The following is a 17,926-nucleotide window of genomic DNA, read 5'->3' on the forward strand; positions in this document are numbered from 1 at the left end:
TGAGCCGGCCTTCGGCGGCGCGGGCGTCGCACCAGCGGATGCAGGCGGTGGTCTCCCGTTCGGCGGGGGACGTCCGGGCGATCAGGCGGACGCGATGTGCTCACACACTCCGTCGCTGATCGTCCTGGGCCGTCCCCCGCTCCGTTTCGGGTCCACCACGTCGGCTACTTGATGTTGAGCAGCTGCTCCAGCGGGTCAATGGCGAAGTAGACGAGGAAGAGCGCCGCGGTGCCCCAGAGCAGCCAGTGGACTTCGCGGGCCTTGCCCAGGCACGCCTTGATGACCACGTAGGCGAGGAAGCCGGCGCCGATGCCGTTGGTGATGGAGTAGGTGAACGGCATGACGGCGATGGTCAGGAAGGCGGGGATGGCGAGTTCGTACCGGTCCCAGTCGATGTGCTTGACCTGAGTCATCATCAGGAACCCGACCGCGATGAGGGCGGGGGCCGCAGCCTGCAATGGCACAATGGTCAGAACAGGGGTGAAGAAGAGGGCGAGGGCGAACAGGCCGCCGGTGATGAGGTTGGCGAAGCCGGTGCGTGCGCCTTCGCCGACACCGGCGGCGGACTCGATGTAGGTGGTGGCGGACGAGGCGGAGGCGGCGCCGCCGACGACGGCCGCTGCTCCGTCGATGAGCAGCACGCGGCCCAGACCGGGGACCTGGCCGCGCTCGTCGAGGAGTCCGGCTTCGGCCGTGACGCCGACGATGGTGCCCATCGTGTCGAAGAAGTCGGACAGGATGAGAGTGAAGACGAGCAGGACGACGGTCAGCGCGCTGACCTGACCGAACGAGCCGAACAGATCGAACTTGCCCAGGAGTCCGAAGTCGGGTGCGGCGATGGGCTTGTCGGGCAGCGAGGGCTCGGTCAGACCCCAGGACTTGATGTCGGCAATCCCGTTGATGACGACGGCGACGACGGTCATCACGACGATGCTGATGAGGATGGCGCCCTGCACCTTGCGGGCCAGGAGGACGATCGTCATCAGCACGCCGAGACAGAAGACGAGCATGGGCCAGCCGGTGAGGGTGCCTGTGCCGATCTGAACGGGCACGGTGGTGTTCGCGGCGTCCGGGATGCGGGTGACGAACCCGGCGTCCACGAAGCCGATGAAGGCGATGAACATGCCGATGCCGACACTGATTGCTTGTTTGAGAGGTTGCGGAATAGCGTGCATGATGGCCTCGCGCAGGCCGGTCAACACCAGTACGCAGATCAGCAGGCCTTCGAGCACGATGAGGCCCATCGCGTCGTCCCAGCTCATCAGAGGGGCGATCTGGAAGGCGGTGACGGCGTTGAGACCCAGGCCCGCGGCCAGAGCGAGCGGCAGGTTGCCGCCCACACCCATGATCACGGTCATGACGGCGGCCACCAGGGCCGTGGCGGTTGCTAGTTGACCGGCGTCCAGCTGGTGGCCGAACTTGTCCTCGGTACTGCTGAGAATGATCGGGTTGAGTACGAGGATGTACGCCATGGTGAAGAAGGTGGCGAACCCGCCGCGTATCTCACGGCCGTACGTCGAGCCGCGTTCGCCAATGCGGAAGAACCGGTCGAGCGGGCCACCGGGTCTGATTGTCGGCGCTTCGGCCTGGCCTGTCGTGCTGGTGTGCATGACTGTGTCTCCTGGACCTGCAAGTGCGAGGGAAAACATGGCAGTGGCGCCGGAAGCGTGTGTCCGTCGGTTGCACGAGTACGAACACACGTACGGCGCTTTGCGAGCGGATCATACGCGGCAGGGATGCGATCTCAATCGCTTCGCGGAATCCATTGGTTGACCTTCCCGCACCCCCTGTCGGTTCCTCTGTCGGTTCCTCCAAAATCACCGGCGACCTATCCAGCCAAACCGGGATGCGGGCGACAGCGGCCATGGAGTTCACCCCGGGTGACTCCTTACTCTCAGTCCGTGCATCCACCGCTCCCCTTCAACGCGCGCGCCGCCCGCATCCTGCGCGAGAAACTCGGGATGGCCCCCGGCCACGTCGCCTACGGCATGCGCGCCTCCTACGGCACGACCCACATCACCCCCAACCACATCACCGCGTGGGAACGCGGCACCGCACTGCCCACCGCCAGCGAACTCACCGCCCTGGCCGGTGCCCTGTGGTGCAACCCCCGCGAACTCATGGGCGCTCCCCGCACCCTGCGTGAACACCGTCTCGCCCGCGGACTGGCCGTCGAGGACGTCGCCCGCGCCACCGGCCTCACCCTCGACGCCTACCACCAGATGGAAGAAACCGGCCGATGGACGGGCGACAAACGACAGTCCGCCAAACTCGGCACCGTCCTCAACCTGCCCCCACGCGACTTCATCGCCGTCACCGGCATGGAGGACGAACTCGCCCGCCTCCTCACCGAAGCCGTCTCCACGCGCTGGCAGGCCCACATCCGCGCCATCGCCCGCCTCGTCTCCACGGAACGCCGCGACCTGCAAGACCCCCTGCGCGACATGCACCACGAGTACCAGACCCTCATGGCCGCCACCCTCAGCCGAGCCGGCGGCACCACCGCCTCCGGCGAAAACGGGCGACGCTACATCGACGACATCGTCAACCACTTCTGGGCCCGGCTCCCGGAGCACTAGCCGGGCCACATAGGCACCGGCGCGGCAACGATGGGCCTGGGCGGGTGGTCTCCATCGGCTCGGCCCCACTGGCGTCCGCCCTGATCGAGCGGATCGTCGAGCGGCGACGTCTGTCCCGGCGGTGGATGGCCGGTGCCGCCCTGGACCAGGCCGGCACCGTACTGCTGTGTGCGGCGGAGGCGGCACAGGCCGGTTCCGCAACCGGCACGGGCTCTGCCGGGCAGACCGTCACCGGCATGGGTCTCGGGCTGGTCGCGGGCGCGACGTACGCCGTGTACGCGTGGGCGGCACACCGCCTCATCACCCGCGGCGTCGCGTCGCGCGCGGCCATGGGGGCGGTGTTCGGGCTGGGCGGGCTGATGCTCGTGCCGGTGCTGCTGGCCACCGGCGCACCGCTGCTCGCCTCCTGGACGAACGCGGGCGTCGGTCTCCACATGGCGCTGGTGCCGATGTTCACCGGGTACGTCCTGTTCGGCTTCGGCCTGTCCCGCATGGGGCCGCAGAAGCGCACGCTTGAGCTGATCTCGACGGTCACCAGCGGCACGGGCGTGAACGTGTGTACCTCCCGGCCGGTCGCCGAGAGGTAGGCGGGAGGCCGACGAGAGGTAGTCAGGAGGCAGTTGGGAGGCAGGCGGCGCCGGGGCTTCCCCTCGGAGCCTGTCGGGTGACCTCTGATCGGGCGGCCACGGCCGTACAGGTGGTGGTTGCCAGGCCCGTCACGGCCAGGATCGCCTCGACCGTCTCTTCGACCGTCTGCGCGGCGTTGTCGATCCAGGTTTCCCGCTGCCCGAGCTCCGAGCGCATCACCTCGTCCAGGGGCGACCAGTCCGTGGTCAGGACCTTCTCCCGCGCCTGGTTGCGCTGCCCCGCGACCGCCGGGCCGGGAGCCAGGACGATGACGTGGATCGGTGCGGCGGTCAGCGTCGTGCGGTAGAAGTCGAGGTGGGAACAACGGACCACGACGTCGTCGAGTACGGGGACGAAGCCCGCCCGCACAAAACTGTCCGCCAGAAGGCACGCGTTGCGCGCCCGCAGGAAGATCTGCCGGTCGGCCTCCGCGTTCCCGGCCGGCGAGGGCCACTGCCCACCGCTGACGATCATCTGCTGGAGTGCATCCACCTCGACATGGGCGTACTCCGTGCGGCAGCGATCAGGACCCTGAAAGGGTAAGTGCCCTCCTGGGTCCGATCGTCGTACGCACGCGCTCCGGCCGCCTCAGCCCGTCGCGAGCAGCACCACCAGCAACACCGCGCCCACCACCGCCGGTGCGATCACCTCGTACGCCCAGCGCACCGAGACCGAGGACGCCGAAGAGTCCGAAGTCGCCGCGGACTTCGACGACTTCCCCGTACCCGCCCCCGCCTTCGCCCGCTCCACCAGCTCCCGCAGATCCGCCATGGTCTGGTCGGCCGTCGCCATCCGGGACTTGGTGTCACGGACGTCCGCATGCACGGAAGTGCGGTCGTACGGGTCGTCCAGCGACCGCCGGGACTGCTGCCTGGCCGCCTTCTTCCGCTGGCGAAGCGACACGGGTACCGCCCACAGCTGGTACTTGGTGCCGTCCTCGGTGAACAGCTCGCTCGAATACCCGGCCCGCAGATCCGCGACCGCCGTCCACGGCATGGTGATCGTCCGGAACGGGTTACGGATCTTGATGCGCTGCTCGTTGGCGAGGACGACGGGCCGCAGCGTGAACGCGACGACCAGCGGCACTGCGGTCAGCAGCCCGGCCAGCGCCAGCCAGGGCACCCGGCCGTCGCCCCGGAACGCGGCGTCCCCGCCGATCCAGCAGATGAGGAGCAGCAGCAGGACACCCCCGGCGATCCCGGCGGGCGACCGGAAGGTCCGGTCGGCGTAGGTGGGCTCGGCAGGCGGTGTGGGGCTCGTCATGGGCCCGATTCTGCCTGACGTGCGCAAGGGGCGCCGGGGCGGCCGCCCCGGTACTGTGCGACGCACGGATGAGCAGGCCCCCTGTACAGGTCGCTACGCGCGTAGATATGCTCCTCTGGTGACCATGCCCACCACTGCTCCCGCATTCTCCGACGCGACCGCGTCCGACAGTGCGCTGCGCCGCTTCCTGCACGGGCTGCCCGGCGTCGACGCCGTCGGCCTCGAAGCGCGCGCCGCGTCCCTCGGAACCCGTTCGATCAAGACGACGGCCAAGGCGTACGCCATCGACCTGGCCATCTCGATGATCGACCTGACGACGCTGGAAGGCGCGGACACCCCGGGCAAGGTCCGGGCTCTCGCCGCCAAGGCCGTCAATCCCGACCCGACCGACCGCACGACCCCGCGTACCGCCGCGGTCTGCGTCTACCCCGACATGGCGGCGACGGCCGTCGCCGCGCTGGCCGGGTCCGGCGTGAAGGTGGCGTCCGTGGCGACGGCCTTCCCCGCCGGCCGCGCCGCGCTCGACGTCAAGCTCGCGGATGTCCGCGACGCCGTTGCCGCCGGGGCCGACGAGATCGACATGGTGATCGACCGGGGCGCCTTCCTCTCCGGCCGTTACCTCAAGGTGTACGAGGAGATCCTCGCCGTGAAGGCCGAGTGCGCGCGGGCAGACGGCCCCGACGCCCGGCTGAAGGTGATCTTCGAGACCGGCGAGCTGTCCACGTACGACAACATCCGCCGCGCCTCCTGGCTCGGCATGCTGGCGGGCGCCGACTTCATCAAGACGTCGACCGGCAAGGTCGGCACCAACGCCACGCCCGCGAACACCCTGCTGATGCTGGAGGCCGTGCGCGACTTCCGGGCGCAGACCGGCGTACAGATCGGCGTGAAGCCGGCCGGCGGCATCCGTACCTCCAAGGACGCGATCAAGTTCCTGGTGCTGGTGAACGAGACCGTGGGCGAGGACTGGCTGGACAACCACTGGTTCCGCTTCGGCGCCTCCAGCCTGCTGAACGATCTGCTGATGCAGCGCCAGAAGCTCAGCACCGGCCGATACTCCGGCCCCGATTACGTGACGGTGGACTGATCCCCATGGCATCTGCATTCGAGTACGCCCCCGCCCCCGAGTCCCGCTCGGTCGTCGATATCGCGCCCTCGTACGGCCTGTTCATCGACGGCGAGTTCACCGACGCGGCCGACGGCAAGGTTTTCAAGACGGTCTCGCCGAGCAGCGAAGAGGTGCTCTCCGAGGTCGCGCAGGCCGGCGCCGCGGACGTCGACCGGGCCGTGAAGGCGGCCCGCAAGGCTTTCGAGAAGTGGTCGGCGCTGCCCGGTTCCGAGCGCGCCAAGTACCTCTTCCGGATCGCCCGGATCATCCAGGAGCGCAGCCGCGAGCTCGCCGTTCTCGAAACCCTCGACAACGGCAAGCCGATCAAGGAGACGCGCGACGCGGACCTCCCCCTGGTCGCGGCGCACTTCTTCTACTACGCGGGCTGGGCCGACAAGCTCGACCACGCCGGCTACGGCGCGAACCCCCGACCCCTCGGCGTCGCGGGCCAGATCATCCCGTGGAACTTCCCGCTCCTCATGCTGGCCTGGAAGATCGCCCCGGCGCTCGCCACCGGCAACACGGTGGTCCTCAAGCCCGCCGAGACGACCCCGCTCTCCGCGCTCTTCTTCGCGGACATCTGCCGCCAGGCGGGCCTGCCCAAGGGTGTCGTGAACATCCTCACCGGGTACGGGGACGCGGGCGCCGCCCTCGTCGAGCACGAGGACGTCGACAAGGTCGCCTTCACCGGCTCGACCGCGGTCGGCAAGGCCATCGCCCGCCAGATCGCCGGTACGGACAAGAAGGTCACCCTGGAACTGGGCGGCAAGGGCGCCAACATCGTCTTCGACGACGCCCCGATCGACCAGGCCGTCGAGGGCATCGTCACCGGCATCTTCTTCAACCAGGGGCAGGTCTGCTGCGCGGGCTCGCGCCTGCTCGTGCAGGAGTCGATCCAGGACGAGCTGCTGGACGCTCTGAAGCGCCGGCTGTCCACTCTCCGGCTCGGCGACCCGCTGGACAAGAACACCGACATCGGCGCGATCAACTCCGCGGAGCAGCTCGCCCGGATCACCGCGCTCGTCGAGACGGGCGAGGCGGAGGGCGCCGAACGCTGGTCCGCCGCCTGTGAACTCCCCTCTTCCGGCTACTGGTTCGCCCCGACGCTGTTCACGAACGTCACCCAGGCACACACCATCGCCCGCGACGAGATCTTCGGCCCGGTGCTGTCGGTGCTGTCGTTCCGTACGCCCGACGAGGCGGTCGCCAAGGCCAACAACAGCCAGTACGGCCTCTCGGCCGGCATCTGGACGGAGAAGGGCTCCCGCATCCTCGCGGTGGCGAACAAGCTCCGGGCGGGCGTCGTCTGGGCCAACACGTTCAACAAGTTCGACCCGACCTCGCCCTTCGGCGGCTACAAGGAGTCGGGCTTCGGCCGCGAAGGCGGCCGTCACGGCCTGGAGGCGTACCTCGATGTCTGATAACCGTCTGAGCGTCTTCAAGACCTACAAGCTGTACGTCGGGGGCAAGTTCCCCCGCTCCGAGAGCGGCCGGGTGTACGAGGTGACGGACTCCAAGGGCAAGTGGCTGGCGAACGCCCCCCAGTCCTCCCGCAAGGACGCGCGTGATGCGGTCGTGGCCGCCCGCAAGGCGTTCGGCGGCTGGTCGGGCGCGACGGCGTACAACCGCGGCCAGATCCTCTACCGCATCGCCGAGATGCTGGAGGGCCGCAAGGACCAGTTCGTACGGGAAGTGGCGGACGCGGAGGGCCTGTCGAAGTCCAAGGCGGCGGCCGTCGTGGACGCGGCGATCGACCGCTGGGTCTGGTACGCGGGCTGGACCGACAAGATCGGCCAGGTCGTGGGCGGGGCGAATCCGGTCGCGGGCCCGTTCTTCAATCTGTCCACGCCCGAGCCGACCGGTGTGGTCACGGTGCTGGCGCCCCAGAAGTCCTCGTTCCTGGGCCTGGTCTCGGTGATCGCCCCGGTGATCGCGACCGGCAACACGGCGGTCGTCATCGCCTCGGCCCACTCCCCGTTGCCGGCCCTGTCCCTGGGCGAGGTGCTGGCCACCTCCGACCTGCCGGGCGGCGTGGTCAACATCCTGTCCGGGAAGACGGCGGAGATCGCGGCACCGCTCGCGTCCCACCAGGACGTGAACGCCATCGACCTCACGGGCGCGGACGCCGCTCTGGCGAAGGAGCTGGAGATCGCTGCGGCGGACAACCTGAAGCGGGTCCTTCGCCCACCCGTCTCCCGCCACCGCCCCGAGGAGGAGGCGCCGAGCGCCGCCCCCTCCTCCGCCATGGACGAAGGCGGCACCTTCGACTGGTCGGCCGATCCGGGCACCCACCGCCTGACGGCCTTCCTGGAGACGAAGACGGTCTGGCACCCGACGGGCGCGCTGGGCGCCTCGGGATTGTCCTACTGACCGCGTGACGACGGCCCGCTCCTCCGGAATCCCGGTGGAGCGGGCCGTGTCCGTGTCCCTGCCCGCGTCCGCCTCAGCCGTGCAGCACCTCTGTCACCTGCCCCGCCACCGGAAGGTCCTTCAGCGCGCCCCCGCTGGTCACCGGATCGGTGACGGCGGCCGTGGAGACCGGCTTGAAGTCGGCGACCTGCGTTGCCACCGCGTTGTCCAGCGGGTCCACGCCCGTACCGGCCAGCGGGTCGAGGCGCAGATGCGTCACCGGTGCGATGCCGTTCTTGAGCGAGTGCCCGAGCGTCCCGGTCACCGCGCTCCCGGTCGCCCCACCGACCCCGCCGAGGCTGCTGTCGGCGTCCGCGGCCGGTGCGAGGGGCAGCGGCGCCGCCTGGGCCGCCGCACCCCCCGCACCGAGCGCGGCACCCACCGCGGTGACGGTCAGACCTGCCCGCAGCAGGGCGCGGCGCCGGGACTTGGAAAGTGCGTGACGTGCCATGGAGTTCCCACCTGATCGTGAAGATCGAGTAACCATCTGAGTGCGTAGAGTAGTTGAGGTGTGATGCTCGATACCAACACAGGCACCGGGGGATCCCCTGTGCGGGTCAATGCCTCACACTCGTGTCCTGTGAATTCCCAACCGATCCCGACCCGTGTCGTGCTGCTCGCCGGCCCCTCCGGCTCCGGCAAGTCCTCCCTCGCCGCCCGCACCGACCTGCCGGTGCTGCGCCTGGACGACTTCTACAAGGAGGGCGACGACCCCACGCTCCCGCTCGTTCCCGGCAGCATGGACATCGACTGGGACTCCGCGCAGTCCTGGGACGCCGATGCGGCGGTCGCCGCGATCGTGGAGCTGTGCCGCACGGGGCGTACGAGCGTCCCGGTGTACGACATCGCCACGAGCTCCCGGGTCGACCGGGAGGCCCTCCACATCGAGCGCACACCTCTGTTCGTGGCCGAGGGGATCTTCGCGGCGGACATAGTCGAACGGTGCCAGGAGCTGGGCGTGCTCGCCGACGCGCTGTGCCTGCGCGGCCGCCCGACGACGACGTTCCGCCGTCGGCTGTTGCGGGATCTGCGGGAGGGACGGAAGTCGGTGCCGTTCCTGCTGCGGCGGGGGTGGCGGCTGATGCGGGCGGAACGGCGCATCGTGGCGCGGCAGACGGCGCTGGGTGCGTATCCGTGCGGCAAGGAGGAGGCACTGGGACGGCTGGCCGCCGCGGCGGCGGGACGCTGCCGACGGGCGTCCGCGGCGCGGGGGACGGTGTAGCGGGCTTCCCGCAACCGGGGGCGCCGCCCCCGGACCCCCGCTCCTCGATCGTCGACGGGGCTTGATCCTGCACACACGCCGACGGGGCCGGACTGGACCCCCCGGCCCGTCCGACCCCGCAGCGCTCCCCCGTACCCCCGTGCTCCGCCGCCTCCCCCGAAGCAGCGGCCCCGCTTTCCCCCGTATCCCCCGTCCCCTCAGGCCACCAGCTCGCCGAAGGACTCCTCCTCGTCACGGCCGAAGCTGAGGACCTCGTCCTCGCGCAGCCGGCGGAGCGACCGCCAGATGCTGGACTTCACCGTGCCGACACTGATGTCGAGGATGGCCGCGATCTCCGGGTCGGTGCGGCCCTCGTAGTAGCGCAGGACCAGCATCGTGCGCTGGAGTTCGGGCAGCCGCGCCAGCGCCTGCCAGAGCACGGCGCGCAGTTCCGTGCCACGCATCGCGTCCGTGTCGCCCGCCGTCTCCGGCAGCTCCTCGGTCGGGTACTCGTTGAGCTTGCGCCTGCGCCAGGCGCTGATGTGCAGGTTGGTCATGGTGCGGCGCAGATAGCCACCGACCGCCGCCTTGTCGCTGATCCGGTCCCACGCCCGGTACGTCGAGAAGAGGGCGCTCTGCAGCAGATCCTCGGCCTCGAACCGGTCTCCGGTCAGGTGGTAGGCGGTTGCGTACAGGGAGGCGCGGCGCTCCCGGACGTAGGCCGTGAACGCCGTTTCGGCGTCCTCGACCTGCGCCGGGGACTTCCGCTCCCCCATGGCCTCCCCGTACGCGGCTCCCCCGTTGCTTCCCCCGTTGGCCACCACAGTCGCGTCAACCACCGTTATGTACGGCGTGTGCTGACGCCTGGCGGCGCGTTCGCACCCCCGCCCTCCCCCGAGCTCTCGGCTTCGCTCGAGCAGGGAGGTTCCCCCTCCGGCGCCGGACTTCTCGGTACTCCGGCCGACATCGTGGAGACGCGTGACAACTGCGCTTGCGGTGGTGCTGTGAGTTGCGTTCATCTCGCGCCCCCCATCGGTGGAGTCCGTCCGTTCCTTGTGCCAATGAGCTTGCCGGGGCAGTTTCATCGCGCTGTCCGCCGACTGTCACAGCCCTGTCACAAGGCCTGCCGTCCGTGCGTCGCCGGTGCGCCGGATGTATGAGTCGGCGCCAACTGTCGAACTGGGGCTCCACCATGGGTCAGAATGGCCAGCGTGCCTTTCCTGTTGCTGATCGAGGACGACGACGCCATCCGCACGGCCCTCGAACTCTCGCTGTCACGCCAGGGCCACCGTGTGGCCACCGCGGCGACGGGAGAGGACGGCCTGAAACTGCTGCGTGAGCAGCGGCCGGATCTGATCGTGCTGGATGTGATGCTGCCCGGCATCGACGGTTTCGAGGTGTGCCGACGCATCCGGCGCACCGACCAGCTGCCGATCATTCTGCTGACCGCGCGCAGCGACGACATCGACGTCGTGGTCGGGCTTGAGTCCGGTGCCGACGACTATGTGGTGAAACCTGTGCAGGGCCGGGTGCTCGACGCCCGGATCCGGGCGGTGCTGCGTCGCGGTGAGCGCGAGTCCACCGACTCCGCGTCCTTCGGGAACGTGGTGATCGACCGCTCCGCGATGACCGTGACCAAGGACGGCGAGGATCTGCAGCTCACGCCGACCGAGCTGCGACTCCTGCTGGAGCTGAGCCGCCGACCGGGCCAGGCCCTGTCGCGGCAGCAGCTGCTGCGGCTGGTCTGGGAGCACGACTACCTCGGTGACTCCCGGCTCGTGGACGCCTGTGTGCAGCGGCTGCGCGCCAAGGTGGAGGACGTACCGTCCTCGCCGACCCTGATCCGTACCGTTCGGGGTGTGGGCTACCGGCTGGATTCGCCTCAGTGAGCGACGCCGCCAAACGGAGCCTGCTCACCGGGCTTCGCTGGACCAGTCTGCGACTGCGTCTCGTCGTCGTGTTCGCGCTGGTGGCGCTGACCGCCGCAGTGTCCGCCTCGGGAATCGCGTACTGGCTGAACCGCGAGGCCGTACTGACGCGTACCCAGGACTCCGCGCTCGGGGACTTCCGCCAGGAGATGCAGAACCGAGCGGCCTCGCTTCCGCTGCATCCCACCAAGGACGATCTGCAGAACGCCGCCGTGCAGATGGCGAGCAGCTCGCCCGGCTACAGCGTGCTGCTGGTCGACGAGCGCGACACCGGCAAGCCGATCGTCGGCAACTCCGACCTGGACACCTTCACGCTCGACAACGTGCCGCTGTCGCTGCAGAAGGCGGTCAACGAGAAGCAGCCGGTGGAGGCGGGCAACAAGTACGAGTACCACCTGTTCTGGCAGCGGGTCAGCATCCGCGGTACGCCGTATCTGGTGGGCGGTACGAAGATCATCGGTGGTGGCCCGACCGGCTACATGCTGAAGTCGCTCGACCAGGAGCGGCAGGATCTGAACTCCCTCGCCTGGTCGCTGGGGATCGCCACCGGGCTCGCCCTGGTCGGCTCGGCGCTGCTCGCGCAGGCCGCCGCGACGACTGTGCTGCGACCCGTGCAACGGCTCGGTGACGCCGCGCGCAAGCTCGGCGAGGGCAAGCTCGACACCCGGCTCGTGGTGTCCGGCACCGATGAACTCGCCGATCTCTCCCGTACGTTCAACAGGACCGCGAGTTCGCTGGAGAAGAAGGTCGCGGACATGAGCGCGCGGGACGAGGCGAGCCGGCGGTTCGTCGCCGACATGTCCCACGAACTGCGCACCCCGCTCACCGCGCTGACCGCCGTCACCGAAGTACTGGAGGACGAGGCGGACAGCCTGGATCCGATGATCGCGCCCGCGGTGCATCTCGTGGTGAGCGAGACCCGGCGCCTCAACGACCTGGTGGAGAACCTGATGGAGGTCACCCGCTTCGACGCGGGTACGGCCCGGCTCGTCCTCGACACGGTCGATGTCGCCGACCAGGTCACCGCCTGCATCGACGCCCGCGCCTGGCTGGACGCGGTGGATCTGGACGCCGAGCGCGGCATGATGGTCCGCCTCGACCCGCGTCGGCTCGATGTGATCCTGGCGAATCTGATCGGCAACGCGCTCAAGCACGGCGGTTCGCCGGTACGGGTCTCGGTACGGACCGAGGACGACGAACTCGTCATCGAGGTCCGCGACCACGGCCCCGGTATCCCCGAGGACGTCCTGCCGCACGTCTTCGACCGGTTCTACAAGGCCAGCGCCTCCCGGCCCCGCTCCGAGGGCAGTGGGCTCGGTCTGTCGATCGCCATGGAGAACGCGCACATCCACGGCGGTGACATCACGGCCGCGAACTCGCCGGACGGCGACGGCGCGGTGTTCGTACTGCGGCTGCCGCGCGATGCCGAGCCGCTCACCCGTTCCGCCGGGGATCACGACGCGGGGGTTCAGGACGAGGAGGGCGACGCGACGTGATGGGCAGCAACCGCCGGGCACACCGTTCGGCAGTGGCGCTGGCCGGTGCCGCGATCACAGCCGTGCTGGCATCGGGCTGCGGGATCAGGACCACCTCCGTGCCGGTGGACGCCGGGGCCGCACCGTCCCAGGTGCCGTGCTCGATGTCCGCGGAGGACGTCGCCACCCAGTCCCTCCAGGGCATCCCCGTACAGATCTATCTGGTCTGCTCCTCGCAGCTGGTCACCGTGGACCGCACGGTGCAAATCAGCGATACGAAGTCGGACCGGGTCCGGATCGCGCAGGCGCTCCTGGACGAGTTGGAGCAGAAGCCGCCCGTCGATGAGCGGCAGGCCGGGTTCTCCACGGCCGTCCCGGCGACCCTGCAGATCAGCGCGGCCCGCCGCGGCGACCGGCAGGGCACGCTGCGGCTCAGCGAGCAGCCGGAGGACCTGCCGTCCGAGGCTCTGGCGCAGATCGTGTGTACGTATGCGGAGAGCGAGTCGCTCGCCCCGGACGGCACGGTGGTGCTGGGCGGGCCGGGGAACTACGCGCCGCGCGGTTATCTGTGCACCTCGGAGACGAAGGCCAGGCCGAAGGCGGCACCTACCCTGGGGGCGGGGACGGGGGCCTGAGCGGGGGGCCTGGGGCGTCCGGCGGCCGGTTCTTCTGTCCTCAAGCGCCGGACGCGCCGGGTTTTCGCTCGTCCCGGCTGGGTTTTTGCGTCGTCCCGGCTGGGTCTGTCGCCGTCATGGCTGAGATCCGGGTTCGTCGGGCCGGGCGGAACCGATCCTGCCGCCCGGCGCGTCTTGGGGGGCGTGCGTCAAGGTTCGGGCAGTCAGGCTGTCATCCGCTTCCGCGCGGCGGGGGTATCTCTCCTCCTCGCGCATCTGCTGCTTGTCGGGTGGCTGACGCTGCGCCCGCTCAATGTGCCGTGGACGACCGCCTCGAATCTTCAACCGTTCGCCGGTATCAGAGCGGACCTGTCCCTGGGCCCGGTCGAGGCCGCCCGCCGGATCGGTGAGGGGCTGCTGTTGCTCGCCCCACTGGGCGTGCTGCTGCCGGTGGCCGGGGGCCGGCTGTTCGTCTCCCCGTGGGCCTCGCTGGCCCGTACCGTCGCGACGGGGGCGCTGATCTCGCTGGCCATCGAACTGGCGCAGACCGGGGTGCCGGGGCAGGTCGTCGACGTCGACTCGCTGCTGCTGAACACCACCGGCGTGGCGCTCGCCCATCTGCTGGTCGTGCCCATGTGCCGGGCGCGGCTGCGCCGCAGGAACCAGCGGCGGGTCAGGGTGCTGCCCCACCCCAGGGACGAGGCGGCTCAGGGGTCGACCCCGACGATTCCCAGGGTCGGTATCGCACCGTAGAGCGACGCTTTGCCCCTGTTCGACGGGCGACCATGGATGCATCGGGAGCACGAAGGAGCTGCTCCCTCAGCAACGGTTCGCGAAGGAGCCCACCATGGCCGCACTTGCCCGCCCCCGTGACGGACGCATGATCGGCGGAGTGTGCGCAGCGCTGGCAAGGCGCTTCGGCACCTCCGCGGGAACCATGCGCATCATCTTCCTGGTCTCCTGCCTGCTGCCGGGGCCGCAGTTCCTGCTCTACCTGGCGCTGTGGGTGCTGTTCCCGTCCGAGAAGACGCCGTCCGCCGCCTGGTGACCCGCGTACGCACCACACGCCTGTGGGGCGGACACCTGGTTCGGGTGTCCGCCCCACAGGCGTGTGTACGGAGGATCAGCCGCCGAGCGGGAGACCGTTGGTCGACAGGCCGCTGGTGCTCAGGCTGCCCGCAGGCATACCACCGATCAGACCCTTGACCGGGGTGGTGGCGTCGCCGACGAGCTTCTGCTGGCCGGTGCCGAGCAGCTTGGTGGCCGTGTCCTGGACCGGCAGGGTCCGGGTGGTGTTCTCCAGCGCCGAGCCGGCGCCCGGCAGGGCAGTGGCCGCGGCGTCGGCCGGCAGCACGGTGGCGGATGCGGTCCCCGCGGCGGCAGCGGCGAAAGCGGCACCGAGAGCGGCGACGCCGAGAGTCCTGACAGCAGACTGCTTCATGTGAAATTCATCCTTGGGGAAGGGGATGTGAGCGGCTCTGAAACGTAGTCAGCCCACTACCCGTCCCGCAAACATGCCGACACACGGAAAACGGCCGGGATTTCGCAGCCCGGCCGTTTCCCGCGCAGCTGCGGTTCAGCCCGCGGAAGCGGAAGGCACGCTGGTCGCAGCGGTCTGCTCGAAGAGCCACTCGGACTTCAGCTCGGCATATCCGGGCTTGATCACGTCATTGATCATCGCCAGACGTTCATCGAAAGGAATGAATGCCGACTTCATCGCATTGACGGTGAACCACTGCATGTCATCGAGCGTGTATCCGAAAGTCTCGGTCAGCTTCTCGAATTCATGGCTCATGCTCGTACCGCTCATCAGCCGGTTGTCCGTGTTCACAGTGGCCCGGAAATGCAGCTTCCGCAGCAGCCCGATGGGGTGGTCGGCGTACGAGGCGGCGGCGCCGGTCTGGAGGTTGGAGGTCGGACACAGCTCCAGCGGGATGCGCTTGTCCCGTACGTAGGAGGCGAGGCGGCCGAGCTTCACACCGCCGTCCTCGGCGACCTCGATGTCGTCGATGATGCGGACGCCGTGACCGAGCCGGTCGGCGCCGCACCACTGGAGCGCCTGCCAGATCGACGGCAGGCCGAAGGCCTCGCCCGCGTGGATGGTGAAGTGGTTGTTCTCGCGCTTGAGGTACTCGAAGGCGTCGAGGTGCCGGGTGGGCGGGAAGCCGGCCTCCGCGCCCGCGATGTCGAAGCCGACGACACCCTGGTCCCGGTAGCGGTTGGCGAGCTCGGCGATCTCCAGGGAGCGGGCGGCGTGCCGCATCGCGGTGAGGAGGGCACCCATACGGATGCGCTGCCCGTCCCGGCGCGCCCGCTGCTCACCCTTGCGGAAGCCCTCGTTGACCGCCTCGACGACCTCTTCGAGGGTCAGCCCGGCTTCCAGGTGCTGCTCCGGGGCGTACCGCACCTCGGCGTACACGACACCGTCCGCGGCCAGGTCCTCGGCACATTCGGCGGCCACCCGGACCAGTGCGTCGCGGGTCTGCATGACGGCACAGGTGTGGGCGAACGTCTCCAGGTAGCGCTCCAGCGATCCGGAGTCGGCTGCCTCGCGGAACCAGATGCCGAGCTTGTCGGGCTCGGTCTCGGGAAGTCCGTCGTATCCACTCGCGAGGGCGAGGTCGACGATCGTTCCCGGACGCAGGCCGCCGTCGAGATGGTCGTGGAGAAGAACCTTGGGGGCACGCCGGATCTGGTCCTGGCCGGGCACATGGAGGGTCGGGCTCATCATCTGGGCACTCTAATGCCTACGCGCGTAGATTGTCGCTTGCCGATACGTAACAGTGACCGCGAATACGGGTGGAGTACACCTGTCCTTCTGACACTGTTCTGTCATGGCACAGCGCGCACTCCCCCTGCCTGCTGCGAGGCTGGGACGGGCCGTCAGGGCGGCCGGAGCATCATCTGCGGTCAGCGGCGTGGTTCTGCTGCTCCCGGACGGCGAGGCCGACTCGCACCGCCGTCCTTCCCCTCTCTCGTACGCCCTCCAGCTGCCGCTGGCCCGCACCCTGGCCCGCGCGGGCCAGGAGGACGGGCTCGCCGCGCATGTCGTGCGCTATCGCTGTCACGGCTGGAACGCGACCGACGCGCAGCTCGCGGCGGACGCCCGATGGGCGGTGGACGAGGTCGTACGACGCTACGGCGACGTCCCCGTCTGCCTCGCCGGCCACGGCATGGGCGGCCGGGCCGCACTCCGTGCGGGCGGCCACGCTGCGGTCAACTCCGTTCTGGCGATGGCCCCTTGGCTGCCCGACAGCTCGACGGACGAGCCGGAGCCGGTGAAGCATCTGCTCGGCCGGCAGGTCCTGCTCGTCCACGGCACGAACGACGCCCGCACCGACCCCGAACTCTCCTTCCGGCTGGCCGAACGCGCCAAGAAGGCCAACCGCGACACCTGCCGCTTCGAGGTCCACTCGGACGGCCACGGCCTGCGCCAGCACCGGGCCGAAGTGGTGGCCCTGGCAACGGACTTCGTCTGCGGATCGCTCTTCGGCCGGGCCTACGCACGCCCGGTCGCCGACGCCCTGGCGGCGCCGCCACCACTGGGGTTGCGGATGCCGCTGGCTGCGGGGTTCGGGAGGTCGTTGCGGGGGTGAGGGGCGACCAGGAAATGGACAACTGGACCATCCCCGCGAGTGCGGGGATGGTCCCACGGCAGAAGGCCCCACCTCGCAAGCCCAAAACTGGTCCCCGCACCTGCGCGGCTGCCCCCTTGCTCCCCACTACTCAGTCCGGCAGCAAGTGCCCCCGGCGCGACAGCAGGAAGTGCTTGAAGGCGGCCACCGGTGGGGTGTCCGGGTGGCCGTCCAGCCAGGCGACGCCGATCTCGCGGGCCGCCCTCGGTGCCGTGACGGTGAGTTCCACGACACCGGGGCGGGCCACCGCGGGTGGTGGCAGCAGGGCCACGCCGAGGCCGGCCGCGACCAGGCCGCGCAAGGTCTCCGCCTCCTCGCCCTCGAAGGCGACACGTGGCGCGAAGCCCGCCTCCGCGCACAGGTCGTCGGTGATCCGCCGCAGGCCGTAACCGGGTTCGAGGGTGACGAACTTTTCGTCGGCGGCCTCCGCCAGTCGAATGCGGCGGCGCGAGGCGAGGCGGTGGTCCTCGGGGACGACGAGGCGCAGCCGCTGTTCGTCGAGGCGGCGGGCGACCAGATCGGGGGCGTCCGGGACGGGTGAGGTGAGGCAGAGGTCGAGGCCGCCGGAGCGGAGGCGTTCGATCATCGCCTCGCCGTAGTTCTGCACGAGCTGGAAGCGGACCCGGGGGTGGTCGGCACGGAAGGCGCGGATCAGGGCGGGCACGGTCTCGGAGCCCATGGTGTGCAGAAAGCCGAAGGCGACCTTGCCGGTGGCCGGGTCGGCGTCGGCGCGTACCGAGTCGGCGGCCTTCTCGACCTCGGCGAGGGCCCGCTCGGCGGAGCCCAGGAAGGTGCGGCCCGCGGGGGTGAGGGAGACGGTTCGGCCCTTGCGGGCGAACAGGGCGACTCCCAGGTCCTGTTCGAGCCTGACCATCGACCGCGAGAGCGTCGACTGCGGGACGCCGAGCTCCTGCGCGGCGCGGGTGACGTGCTCGTGGCGGGCCACCGCCACGAAGTGGGCCAGCCGCGGCGCGAGGACTGCGCGAATGTCTTCTTCGTAACTACTGGGTGACAGCCGGGGCTGTGAGCTGCGTTCATGCACCATGGGATTGATTATCGCAAGTTCATGCATTGGACGCATGAAACC

Annotated in this window: 19 protein-coding genes and 1 pseudogene; 12 read left to right on the plus strand and 8 right to left on the minus strand. The window is 69.7% G+C overall.

From position 1 onward, the window contains the following. Positions 1-164: 164 nt before the first annotated feature. Positions 165-1,610, minus strand: coding sequence for an NCS2 family permease (locus tag OG953_RS16490; RefSeq protein ID WP_405685050.1), 1,446 nt, complete (start codon positions 1,608-1,610; stop codon positions 165-167). A gap of 291 nt (positions 1,611-1,901) precedes the next feature. Between OG953_RS16490 and OG953_RS16495 the strand changes: the two genes are divergently transcribed. Beyond that, a complete protein-coding gene (locus OG953_RS16495) occupies positions 1,902-2,579 on the plus strand; it encodes a helix-turn-helix domain-containing protein (protein WP_405685052.1) in 678 nt (225 codons plus the stop codon). A gap of 44 nt (positions 2,580-2,623) precedes the next feature. Beyond that, positions 2,624-3,166: a hypothetical protein gene (locus OG953_RS16500; RefSeq protein WP_405685053.1), complete on the plus strand. Its 543-nt coding sequence runs from the start codon at positions 2,624-2,626 to the stop codon at positions 3,164-3,166. Between the two features lie 22 nt (positions 3,167-3,188). Here the strand turns inward: OG953_RS16500 and OG953_RS16505 are convergent. Together OG953_RS16505 and OG953_RS16510 are read right to left on the minus strand one after the other, a co-directional pair. Beyond that, positions 3,189-3,710, minus strand: a pseudogene (locus OG953_RS16505) (phosphotransferase); the annotation flags it as partial. Between the two features lie 84 nt (positions 3,711-3,794). Continuing rightward, positions 3,795-4,469 (minus strand): PH domain-containing protein, encoded by a 675-nt coding sequence (locus tag OG953_RS16510; RefSeq protein WP_405685054.1) that lies wholly within the window; start codon positions 4,467-4,469, stop codon positions 3,795-3,797. Positions 4,470-4,593: 124 nt separating this feature from the next. On the opposite strand from OG953_RS16510, the gene deoC reads away from it, so the two are divergent. From deoC to OG953_RS16525, 3 genes are read left to right on the plus strand one after another with little or no spacing between them, the layout of a single operon-like run. Continuing rightward, complete coding sequence (gene deoC / locus OG953_RS16515) at positions 4,594-5,556, plus strand: deoxyribose-phosphate aldolase (RefSeq protein WP_405691865.1); 963 nt, start codon at positions 4,594-4,596, stop codon at positions 5,554-5,556. Positions 5,557-5,561: 5 nt separating this feature from the next. Then, complete coding sequence (locus tag OG953_RS16520; protein WP_405685056.1) at positions 5,562-6,998, plus strand: aldehyde dehydrogenase family protein; 1,437 nt, start codon at positions 5,562-5,564, stop codon at positions 6,996-6,998. Next, positions 6,991-7,947, plus strand: coding sequence for an aldehyde dehydrogenase family protein (locus OG953_RS16525; protein ID WP_405685058.1), 957 nt, complete (start codon positions 6,991-6,993; stop codon positions 7,945-7,947). The genes OG953_RS16520 and OG953_RS16525 overlap by 8 nt, the downstream gene beginning before the upstream one ends. Positions 7,948-8,020: 73 nt before the next feature. On the opposite strand, the gene OG953_RS16530 is transcribed toward OG953_RS16525, so the two are convergent. Next, on the minus strand, positions 8,021-8,437 hold the full coding sequence (locus OG953_RS16530; RefSeq protein ID WP_405685059.1) for a hypothetical protein: 417 nt from the start codon (positions 8,435-8,437) through the stop codon (positions 8,021-8,023). A gap of 63 nt (positions 8,438-8,500) precedes the next feature. On the opposite strand from OG953_RS16530, the gene OG953_RS16535 reads away from it, so the two are divergent. Beyond that, entirely contained in the window at positions 8,501-9,208 is a 708-nt protein-coding gene (locus OG953_RS16535) for a uridine kinase (RefSeq protein ID WP_405685061.1), read from the plus strand. A gap of 197 nt (positions 9,209-9,405) precedes the next feature. On the opposite strand, the gene OG953_RS16540 is transcribed toward OG953_RS16535, so the two are convergent. Then, a complete protein-coding gene (locus tag OG953_RS16540) occupies positions 9,406-10,206 on the minus strand; it encodes a SigE family RNA polymerase sigma factor (RefSeq protein WP_405685063.1) in 801 nt (266 codons plus the stop codon). Positions 10,207-10,398: 192 nt separating this feature from the next. On the opposite strand from OG953_RS16540, the gene afsQ1 reads away from it, so the two are divergent. From afsQ1 to OG953_RS16565, 5 genes are all read left to right on the plus strand, one after another. Beyond that, positions 10,399-11,076, plus strand: a complete 678-nt coding sequence (gene afsQ1 / locus OG953_RS16545; RefSeq protein WP_326770159.1) for a two-component system response regulator AfsQ1 — start codon at positions 10,399-10,401, stop codon at positions 11,074-11,076. Further along, entirely contained in the window at positions 11,073-12,611 is a 1,539-nt protein-coding gene (locus OG953_RS16550) for an ATP-binding protein (RefSeq protein WP_405685064.1), read from the plus strand. The genes afsQ1 and OG953_RS16550 overlap by 4 nt, the downstream gene beginning before the upstream one ends. After that, entirely contained in the window at positions 12,608-13,225 is a 618-nt protein-coding gene (locus OG953_RS16555; RefSeq protein ID WP_405685065.1) for a hypothetical protein, read from the plus strand. The genes OG953_RS16550 and OG953_RS16555 overlap by 4 nt, the downstream gene beginning before the upstream one ends. Positions 13,226-13,408: 183 nt before the next feature. Beyond that, positions 13,409-13,957, plus strand: coding sequence for a VanZ family protein (locus tag OG953_RS16560; RefSeq protein WP_405685066.1), 549 nt, complete (start codon positions 13,409-13,411; stop codon positions 13,955-13,957). 94 nt (positions 13,958-14,051) lie between these two features. Then, complete coding sequence (locus tag OG953_RS16565; protein ID WP_114246256.1) at positions 14,052-14,252, plus strand: PspC domain-containing protein; 201 nt, start codon at positions 14,052-14,054, stop codon at positions 14,250-14,252. A 75-nt stretch (positions 14,253-14,327) separates the two neighbouring features. Here the strand turns inward: OG953_RS16565 and OG953_RS16570 are convergent, their stop codons facing one another. Both OG953_RS16570 and OG953_RS16575 read right to left on the minus strand, forming a co-directional pair. Next, positions 14,328-14,645 carry a hypothetical protein gene (locus OG953_RS16570; RefSeq protein WP_405685067.1) on the minus strand — a complete coding sequence of 106 codons (318 nt, stop codon included), beginning with the start codon at positions 14,643-14,645 and terminating at the stop codon, positions 14,328-14,330. A gap of 135 nt (positions 14,646-14,780) precedes the next feature. Next, positions 14,781-15,935 carry an adenosine deaminase gene (locus OG953_RS16575; RefSeq protein ID WP_405685068.1) on the minus strand — a complete coding sequence of 385 codons (1,155 nt, stop codon included), beginning with the start codon at positions 15,933-15,935 and terminating at the stop codon, positions 14,781-14,783. 103 nt (positions 15,936-16,038) lie between these two features. Between OG953_RS16575 and OG953_RS16580 the strand changes: the two genes are divergently transcribed. Next, positions 16,039-16,800 (plus strand): alpha/beta hydrolase family protein, encoded by a 762-nt coding sequence (locus OG953_RS16580; RefSeq protein WP_405685069.1) that lies wholly within the window; start codon positions 16,039-16,041, stop codon positions 16,798-16,800. Positions 16,801-16,930: 130 nt separating this feature from the next. Here OG953_RS16580 and OG953_RS16585 read toward each other — a convergent pair whose 3' ends face one another. Further along, complete coding sequence (locus OG953_RS16585) at positions 16,931-17,884, minus strand: LysR family transcriptional regulator (RefSeq protein WP_405685071.1); 954 nt, start codon at positions 17,882-17,884, stop codon at positions 16,931-16,933. Positions 17,885-17,926 lie beyond the last annotated feature (42 nt).

The organism is Streptomyces sp. NBC_00057, assembly GCF_045041165.1.
In the GTDB taxonomy this organism is placed as follows: Bacteria; Actinomycetota; Actinomycetes; order Streptomycetales; family Streptomycetaceae; genus Streptomyces.